We start from the raw sequence: 7,379 nt of genomic DNA, 5'->3' as shown, positions 1-7,379 counted from the left end.
ATCACTGGCATTTATGTTAATGTGGCTGCCAATGTATTGTTGAGTAATTTATGTACAGCAAAGATCAACAGCCCCTAATTTTTGATTTAAATATTATTAGATCCTAACCCGCTTCGGCGGGTTTTTATTAAAAATCTAACAGTTCAGGCTCGATTTGTAGTGCTTCGGCAATTTTAATCCGTGTTGCTTTTCTTAGCTTTTGGCTTTTTTCATATTGAGAATAAGCTGATTGGCTAATACCTATTTTATTCGCAACTTCAACTTGAGATAATTTTAAATACTCACGCCATGCTTGTGCAGGAGAATAGTTATTATCAAAAACCATATTAACAACTTCGTTTGGTACACCTGTTTCAACATCGATTGTTTTATTCATTATTATTTTTATGATTAACCTCAATATAAGCATTATATAAGTTTTAGTAAAAATATAAATATAAATAATTATAATTGATAACCGCAGTTGACATTCTAACAGTGTAAGATATAATAGTTTTAAATTAAAACAGGAATAAAGCATGATTACTGTAAGTTATACACAGCAAATGGAAAAATGGTTGAAGTCGCTTAAAGATAAAACTGCAGCAGCTAAAATTAAAGTTCGAATTCGTCGCATGCAAGAAGGTAATTTTGGTGATGTTAAGCCTGTAGGCAGCGGTGTATCAGAAATGCGTATTCACTGTGGAAAAGGGTATAGGGTTTATTTTGTTAACCGCAATAATGAAATTGTTATTTTATTGTGTGGCGGTGACAAGGATACACAACAAACAGATATTAAAATTGCTAAAGAATTAGCAAATAAATGGGGTTAATTATGACTACAAAACTAAAAACTTTTGATGTGGTTGATTTTTTAAATACTGATGAAGAAATGCAAGAATATTTAAATGCCGCAATAGAAGAAGGAGACCCTAAATTTTTATTTATTGCACTTGGTGATATAGCTAGAGCTAAAAACATCAGTCAGCTTTCACGTGATACAGGTATAAGTCGTGAGGGTATTTATAAAGCGTTATCAGGTGAGGGGAACCCCACTTTTAATACAATCTTTAAAATTGTTCAAGCATTAGGTTTGCAAATGCAGTTTTCCTCACAAAAACATGCTGATTGTTGTTAACTGAGTATGGAAAATCTAATGTAGATATACAAAATAAAATCAAACCTAAAGCTCGCTATTGCGGGCTTTTTTTATGTCTGGAGAAAACCATGCCAATAACACAAGATTTACAAACCCTTGAGGGTAATCAGCTTATACAACTAATAGAGGTGGATGGCACAAAATTTGGTCTTGATGAAGTGCTGAGATTTCATGCTCATAATATTTCGCCTGATGGATGGGCGTCGTTTGCCGCTGAGAATTTCGGACGTCATCTACAATGTTGGCGAGACGGTGGGCGTAAAGCGTGTAAAAAAGATGTTACGTTCAACTTGATGGAGGGGGATATGCACAATCTACAACCCGCTATTGGCGAAGTAAATGGAGACCGTTCTAACTATCGTTATTCGCAGTTTACGGACAAATTTAATCAGTATGGGCAGTGTAAAACTGCTGTAGATTTCAAAGAAAGAAAATTTCAGCCGCGCGATGAAATTCGCGGGATGATAGCGCGCACATATCTATATATGTCTGATAAATACAAAATTAATTTATCTAATCAAGAAGAAAAGCTGATGACAGCGTGGGATAAAATGTTTCCGCCTGAAAAATGGGAATGTGAGCGTAACAAACTGATAGAAAAAATTCAGGGTAATGATAATAAATTCATTACTCAACAGTGTAAATAGTTACATATAAGCCTCAATTAAGAGGCTTTTTTGTTATCAAGATAGAATTTAACAGCATCAACAATAAGTTGAGCTTGTGGTACATCTAAGCTTTTACTTGCCTGTTCAATTAATGCGATATCATCAACGTGTAGTTTGAAGCCTTTTACTTTAACACCTCGTTTTTGGTCACTTTTTGCTTGAATTTCTGTCATTGATTTTGCCATAAAATCACCTTGATTTATTAAGTGTCAATTGATATATTTAAGGTCATCGGAGAGGTTTCCCTCTCCTTTGAACTACTTTAGAATGCTGGGGAGCTAATCAAAAGTAGCAGAATTAAAATGAATATTTAGAACTTCATTTTACTTCTCCTTAAGCCCTCGTCTTAGGTCGGGGGTTTACCTTATCAAGTCCCTCACTTGATGGTTATTATTATAGGTTAACCTATAATAAAGGTCAACACTATTTATCTAAAAATTTTAATTTTTTATAGATTTATTGCCGAATAAAATTATTGAATGAAGCCGCTTAATTGCGGTTTTTTTATGTCCAAATTTACCCCTACGCCACTTTCTATAAGTCAATCTAACAATTGATTTATAGATACGTTTGGGGCCTTCTACAGAATCGACAGCAAAGCTAGACACACACATAACTAACATTTAGCTAGTACGCTGTCACATCATTAACTCATATGAAGAATAATAAAATGTATAAATCATCAATCATGGAATGGTTACAATCGAATGCGCCGTTAATTTATGGCGTCGTTTTATCCATCATCATAGCCTACGGTCGTTTAACGTATGATGGTGTGGGTGGACGCCGTAAATGGGTGGAAGCGTTGCTGTGTGGTGCGTTGTCATTAGCTGCTAGCAGTGGGCTAGATTATTTTGGTTTGCCCGTTAGCATGAATCCGTTCATCGGTGGCGCAATTGGATTTTTAGGGGTTGATAAATTACGTCAAATATCAAATTCAATGTTAAGAAAAAGGATTGATAACAACGATGACCAAGCTAACTGAACATTTCACACTAGAAGAATTTACTCGCTCGACAACAGCCAGCAGATTAAAAATTGATAACTCTGTGCCTGCCGATTTAATGTCTAATGTGCAACTAACCGCTGTTAAATTGGAGCTAGTAAGAAAAGCTTTGGGTAAGCCGATTATTATCACGTCTGGATATCGTTGTCCTGCGCTAAATGCTAAAGTTGGCGGTGTAGCAACAAGCGCTCATACGAAAGGATTGGCAGTTGATTTTAAATCATCATTTGGTACGTCAAAAGAGATTTGCCAACGATTAATTGATTCTGGTGTACAGTTCGATAAATTAATTCAAGAGCACAACCAATGGGTCCATATTGGATTTAGCCCAACTAACAATCGTCAAATAGTGTTAACAGCAGTTAAGCACGGCGGTAAAACGGTTTATTTAAGTGGTTTGGTATGAGTAAAGAAAGGATATTAAGCATCGCATTAACCATTGCTGTTTTTGTCTTTACTATCTATTTCGGTTACAGCAATTATCAAGAGAAGAAACTGCTACAAAAAGATAACGCTGAACTGTTCGGAAAAATCGAACAGTTAGAGCAGAACATTGCTAAAAACAATCAAATCATAGTGCAACGAGAGCAAGAAAAAGCTCAAGACGCTATGTCAATTAAACAACTTCAAGAGCAAATGAAAGATGCGCTTAAAAATAATCAATGTGCTAATGATTTTATGCCTAGCAATATTTCTGACTGGATGCGGAACGGTAAAAACTGAGTACGTTTATCAATGCAATATCCCTGCTTCGCTGACACAACCAAATAACGAGCCTCATATTGATAAGCGAATCACTTGGGGACAATGTCCAGCCCTTTACACTGAATTATTGAACGGGCTTAGGCAGTGCAATGCGGATAAAAGGGCGATAAATCTAATTAGCAACGGGAAATGAAATGCTTGAATTAAATCTCACAACGGTGACAGGAAGGAAAATATCTTTTGTTCATTATTCATCGTACAGCCCGCCAAGCGAGAGAGTGCAAGAAAATGGCGTATACGAAATAGATAAATCATTGTTCTTGTCTCGTGAGTTTTACAAAATTATTTGCTATACAGAGACCGAAAGACAATGCGACGATCCAAAAGTACCGGCCGGCAAGAAATTGTATGATGTGTATATTTATTCAATCTTGGATAAGGAAAAAACAAAATATATGCTCATGTATAACAATGATGATGATTTAAAAGAAAAGCTAAAGTTAAGCATTGAGCAAAAAAATCTCTCTATGATTGAATTGCGAAAACAATTGAGGTTGCGTCGTAATAGCTTAACTCGATCGGCTGTTTATAAATAACTATTCACTTTTACCGCATAAACCATAAAAAATCCCGGGCTGTTATAAAAAATAACCGCATATTTAATCAAACCGCTTAATTGCGGTTTTTTTATGTCTGAAATTTGCCATCACACGGCAAATATTAACCAAGAGCTTTACAGAATGAGCCTAAGAGAATGACAGCTAATGTCTGAACTCTTGGGGCTGTTTATTCTGTGTGACTTAGGCTCATTCTATAAAGGACATAATATGAATATTATTAAATTTGACTTTAAAGGTCATCAAGTTGGTTTCAATGATGATGGATGGATTAATGCAACAGAAGCAGCATCAAGATTTGGTAAACGTCCAAATGACTGGCTAATTCTTCCTGATACAGTTAATTATATCAATGCTTTAGAATCTACATACCAGAAAATCCCGTATGTAAAAACGAGCCGAGCAAGAAAGGATCGTGGTGGTGGTACTTGGATTCATCCTAAGTTGGCGGTTAGATTTGCACGTTGGTTATCTGTTGATTTTGAGATATGGTGTGATGAGCAAATTGATAAGCTTATTCGTTCTCAGGCTGTTACTTATACAGATGAGCAAGTATTAGCAATACTAACTTATAGTCAACCGCAAACATGGGAAAAGCGATTCCAACAACCTTTTTATCAGGCATTATCAAAAATGACTAACTTGCCATTCAATAATCATGTTGGCGGTTGTCCATCATTATTTGGGCTGATAACGCAAAAATGGGTTTATGGTGTCGTGCTACCTAAAAAGGTTTATCTGAGCATCAAAGAACGCACAAAGAAAGGTGAAAAAATCCATCAATTCTTAAAACCAGACGCACTAAAAGCAGTAGAAGACCAGTTAATAGCAATAACAACAATTGCAAAAGGCTGTATTGATTACAAAGATTTTGAGGCTCGATGCTCAACAATATTTAATACAAAAGGTCAGATTAAATTTATTCTGGCTGCATAAAAGGAAAGATTATGAAAAAGCCAGACTGGGAGGCTATCGAATCAGCCTACAGGGCTGGATTACTGTCTATAAGAGAGATAGCAAGCAAAAACGGGATAACCGACGGAGCTATCAGGAAAAGGGCAAAAAAAGAAAATTGGTCCAGAGACTTATCAGAAAAGATTAAAAATAAATCTGATGAATTGGTACGCACTAAAGAGGTACGCACAAAAGTACGCACGGAAAACTCATTATCAGAAAGGGTATTAATTGAAGCTAACGCCGAAGTAATAGCTAATATCCGAATGGAACACCGAGGCGATATCCGTAAAGCTCGTAATATTACGAATGCCTTATTTGAAGAGCTTGGCGCTGAATGTGCTGATATAGAGTTATTCAAAAAACTTGGTGAGTTATTAGCAAATCCAGACCAAAACGGCAGGGACAAACTCAATGAAGTTTATATGTCCGTCATATCTATGCCTGAAAGGGTGAAATCAATGAAAGCATTAAGTGAAACGCTGAAAAATTTAATCACTTTAGAGCGTCAAGCTTACAACATTGACGACACACCAAAAGATAATTCAGTTGGCCAACTTTCGGATTTAATGGATAAACTATCACGGGAGGGTTAATGTTATCTCCTGGTCATTTAAAAAAACTCAGTAATAAACTTTGGCGTTTAAATAACCTCTACTACATCACGGATAAAGCAGGTAAGCAAATTCGCTTCACAATGACCCCCGAACAGCTTGAATACTTCGAGGGGATGCATACAAGGAATATCATATTAAAAGCTCGGCAATTGGGTTTTACTACCGAAGTATGTATTATTCAGTTAGATGCCGCTTTATTTGAATCAGCTAAATGTGCGTTGATTGCTCACACTTTAAATGATGCTAAAAGATTATTTAGAGAAAAAGTTAAATATGCTTATGACAGACTACCCGAAGAAATAAAACAAGCAAATCCTGCTAGTAATGATGCGGCTGGTGAGTTGGTCTTTAAAAAAGGCGGTTCGCTTTATGTATCAACTTCATTCCGTGGCGGTACATTGCGTTACTTGCATGTTTCTGAGTTTGGTAAGATTTGTGCTAAGTTTCCTGATAAAGCCAAGGAAATCGTCACGGGTGCGTTTGAGGCGGTTGCTACAGGCTGTTTCATTACTATCGAAAGCACGGCGGAGGGTAAAAGTGGTTATTTTTATGATTACTGCAATACAGCTGAAAAAGCCCATATTCAAGGTAAGCCTTTATCATCACTTGATTGGAAATTTTTCTTCTTCTCTTGGTGGAAGAATCCGCTTTATGCGATAGCGCCAGTTGAACCGATACCAACTCGATTAGAAGAGTATTTTAGCGAAATAAAAGCTAAGCATGGTATCGACTTAACCGAACAACAAAAAGCTTGGTATCACGCTAAAGAGAAAACGCTTGGCGATGATATGAAGCGTGAATATCCATCTATTCCAAGTGAAGCCTTTGAGCAATCAATCGAGGGTGCTTACTATGCAAGGCAATTCAGAGAGCTATACAAAGAAAAACGCATTACCGTACTACCTGATAATAGTCATTTACCTGTTTATACTTATTGGGACTTGGGGGTTGGTGATTCAACCGCTATTTGGTTTGTGCGCAAAGTGGGGGAAGAATTTCACATCATCGACTACTACGAAAATAGTGGCGAAGGTCTCAGGCACTACATGAAGGTCCTGAAAGATAAAGCCCAAAATCTTGGTTATGAATATGCTGAGCACTGGGCACCGCATGATATTGATAATCGTGAATTATCGGGTGATGGTAAGAGCCGTAAACAGATAGCAAAAGAAGGCTATGAAATTGACGGTGAGAAATACAGCATCAATTTTAAAGTTGTACCTAAATTAAGTGTTGATGATGGTATTGAGTCGGTTCGTGAAATTCTCCCCTTGTGTGCGTTTGATTCAAGCAAATGCGAACAAGGTATTGCTAATTTAGAAGCCTATCGTAAAGCATGGGATGATAAAAACGGCTGTTGGCGAGATAAACCGCTACATGACCATACATCACACGGTGCGGATGCGTTTAGATATTTTGCTGTGGCTAATCGAAATAAACGCAAACGCTCAGCAGGATTATTTATGAGGTAACAATGGGTTATTCGAATTTAACAGACAAGCAGTTATTAAACGCTGCTCAAACCGCAATTAATAGCAATCAGGATATAAGTAGACAACGGTTAGCGTATGCATCACAAGGATTGGTTAGTAACACGAAAAGGGCATTTATCGATCGCGAGTTTGGTTATCCAGAAAATCTCACTTTCTCAGATTTCTATAAACTATATAAGCG

General features: G+C 36.8%; 12 protein-coding genes and 1 pseudogene. 11 read left to right on the top strand and 2 right to left on the bottom strand.

Annotated elements, in window-relative coordinates; genetic code table 11:
• Positions 1–127: 127 nt before the first annotated feature.
• On the bottom strand, positions 128–376 hold the full coding sequence (locus tag ACGH6S_RS11840) for a helix-turn-helix domain-containing protein (RefSeq protein ID WP_411578948.1): 249 nt from the start codon (positions 374–376) through the stop codon (positions 128–130).
• A gap of 142 nt (positions 377–518) precedes the next feature.
• Between ACGH6S_RS11840 and ACGH6S_RS11835 the strand changes: the two genes are divergently transcribed.
• The 3 genes from ACGH6S_RS11835 to ACGH6S_RS11825 all read left to right on the top strand — a co-directional run bounded on the left by ACGH6S_RS11835 (position 519) and on the right by ACGH6S_RS11825 (position 1,785).
• Positions 519–812, top strand: a complete 294-nt coding sequence (locus ACGH6S_RS11835; RefSeq protein ID WP_065578846.1) for a type II toxin-antitoxin system RelE/ParE family toxin — start codon at positions 519–521, stop codon at positions 810–812.
• Positions 813–814: 2 nt separating this feature from the next.
• On the top strand, positions 815–1,117 hold the full coding sequence (locus ACGH6S_RS11830; RefSeq protein ID WP_065561131.1) for an addiction module antidote protein: 303 nt from the start codon (positions 815–817) through the stop codon (positions 1,115–1,117).
• 89 nt (positions 1,118–1,206) lie between these two features.
• Entirely contained in the window at positions 1,207–1,785 is a 579-nt protein-coding gene (locus ACGH6S_RS11825; RefSeq protein ID WP_174798196.1) for an endonuclease, read from the top strand.
• A gap of 17 nt (positions 1,786–1,802) precedes the next feature.
• Here ACGH6S_RS11825 and ACGH6S_RS11820 read toward each other — a convergent pair whose 3' ends face one another.
• Positions 1,803–1,991: a ribbon-helix-helix protein, CopG family gene (locus tag ACGH6S_RS11820; RefSeq protein ID WP_174798197.1), complete on the bottom strand. Its 189-nt coding sequence runs from the start codon at positions 1,989–1,991 to the stop codon at positions 1,803–1,805.
• A 485-nt stretch (positions 1,992–2,476) separates the two neighbouring features.
• Here ACGH6S_RS11820 and ACGH6S_RS11815 point away from each other — a divergent pair, with 485 nt between their 5' ends.
• The 8 genes and pseudogenes from ACGH6S_RS11815 to ACGH6S_RS11780 all read left to right on the top strand — a co-directional run.
• Complete coding sequence (locus ACGH6S_RS11815) at positions 2,477–2,791, top strand: phage holin, lambda family (RefSeq protein WP_065590024.1); 315 nt, start codon at positions 2,477–2,479, stop codon at positions 2,789–2,791.
• Positions 2,775–3,218: a D-Ala-D-Ala carboxypeptidase family metallohydrolase gene (locus ACGH6S_RS11810; RefSeq protein WP_411578949.1), complete on the top strand. Its 444-nt coding sequence runs from the start codon at positions 2,775–2,777 to the stop codon at positions 3,216–3,218. Before ACGH6S_RS11815 ends, ACGH6S_RS11810 begins: the two co-directional genes overlap by 17 nt.
• Positions 3,215–3,535, top strand: coding sequence for a hypothetical protein (locus ACGH6S_RS11805; protein ID WP_411578950.1), 321 nt, complete (start codon positions 3,215–3,217; stop codon positions 3,533–3,535). Before ACGH6S_RS11810 ends, ACGH6S_RS11805 begins: the two co-directional genes overlap by 4 nt.
• A 176-nt stretch (positions 3,536–3,711) precedes the next feature.
• Positions 3,712–4,113, top strand: a complete 402-nt coding sequence (locus tag ACGH6S_RS11800) for a hypothetical protein (RefSeq protein WP_411578951.1) — start codon at positions 3,712–3,714, stop codon at positions 4,111–4,113.
• A 231-nt stretch (positions 4,114–4,344) separates the two neighbouring features.
• A complete protein-coding gene (locus ACGH6S_RS11795) occupies positions 4,345–5,070 on the top strand; it encodes a KilA-N domain-containing protein (protein ID WP_411578952.1) in 726 nt (241 codons plus the stop codon).
• A gap of 11 nt (positions 5,071–5,081) precedes the next feature.
• Positions 5,082–5,684, top strand: a complete 603-nt coding sequence (locus ACGH6S_RS11790) for a hypothetical protein (RefSeq protein WP_411578953.1) — start codon at positions 5,082–5,084, stop codon at positions 5,682–5,684.
• Positions 5,684–7,177, top strand: a complete 1,494-nt coding sequence (locus tag ACGH6S_RS11785) for a terminase (RefSeq protein WP_411578954.1) — start codon at positions 5,684–5,686, stop codon at positions 7,175–7,177. The genes ACGH6S_RS11790 and ACGH6S_RS11785 overlap by 1 nt, the downstream gene beginning before the upstream one ends.
• Before the next feature lie 2 nt (positions 7,178–7,179).
• A pseudogene (locus ACGH6S_RS11780) lies at positions 7,180–7,379 on the top strand (DUF1073 domain-containing protein); the annotation flags it as partial.

The organism is Gilliamella sp. BG3, from assembly GCF_046635605.1.
GTDB classification, from domain to species: Bacteria; Pseudomonadota; Gammaproteobacteria; order Enterobacterales; family Orbaceae; genus Gilliamella; species Gilliamella bombi.
The sequence above is the reverse complement of the archived record's forward strand: the minus strand, read 5'-3'. Positions and strand labels throughout refer to the sequence as shown.

Bases quoted from the DNA above. Each gene is read 5' to 3' on its own strand.
- ACGH6S_RS11840 (WP_411578948.1), bottom strand. From the start codon at position 376: ATGAATAAAACAATCGATGTTGAAACAGGTGTACCAAACGAAGTTGTT.
- ACGH6S_RS11835 (WP_065578846.1), top strand. From the start codon at position 519: ATGATTACTGTAAGTTATACACAGCAAATGGAAAAATGGTTGAAGTCG.
- ACGH6S_RS11830 (WP_065561131.1), top strand. From the start codon at position 815: ATGACTACAAAACTAAAAACTTTTGATGTGGTTGATTTTTTAAATACT.
- ACGH6S_RS11825 (WP_174798196.1), top strand. From the start codon at position 1,207: ATGCCAATAACACAAGATTTACAAACCCTTGAGGGTAATCAGCTTATA.
- ACGH6S_RS11820 (WP_174798197.1), bottom strand. From the start codon at position 1,991: ATGGCAAAATCAATGACAGAAATTCAAGCAAAAAGTGACCAAAAACGA.
- ACGH6S_RS11815 (WP_065590024.1), top strand. From the start codon at position 2,477: ATGTATAAATCATCAATCATGGAATGGTTACAATCGAATGCGCCGTTA.
- ACGH6S_RS11810 (WP_411578949.1), top strand. From the start codon at position 2,775: ATGACCAAGCTAACTGAACATTTCACACTAGAAGAATTTACTCGCTCG.
- ACGH6S_RS11805 (WP_411578950.1), top strand. From the start codon at position 3,215: ATGAGTAAAGAAAGGATATTAAGCATCGCATTAACCATTGCTGTTTTT.
- ACGH6S_RS11800 (WP_411578951.1), top strand. From the start codon at position 3,712: ATGCTTGAATTAAATCTCACAACGGTGACAGGAAGGAAAATATCTTTT.
- ACGH6S_RS11795 (WP_411578952.1), top strand. From the start codon at position 4,345: ATGAATATTATTAAATTTGACTTTAAAGGTCATCAAGTTGGTTTCAAT.
- ACGH6S_RS11790 (WP_411578953.1), top strand. From the start codon at position 5,082: ATGAAAAAGCCAGACTGGGAGGCTATCGAATCAGCCTACAGGGCTGGA.
- ACGH6S_RS11785 (WP_411578954.1), top strand. From the start codon at position 5,684: ATGTTATCTCCTGGTCATTTAAAAAAACTCAGTAATAAACTTTGGCGT.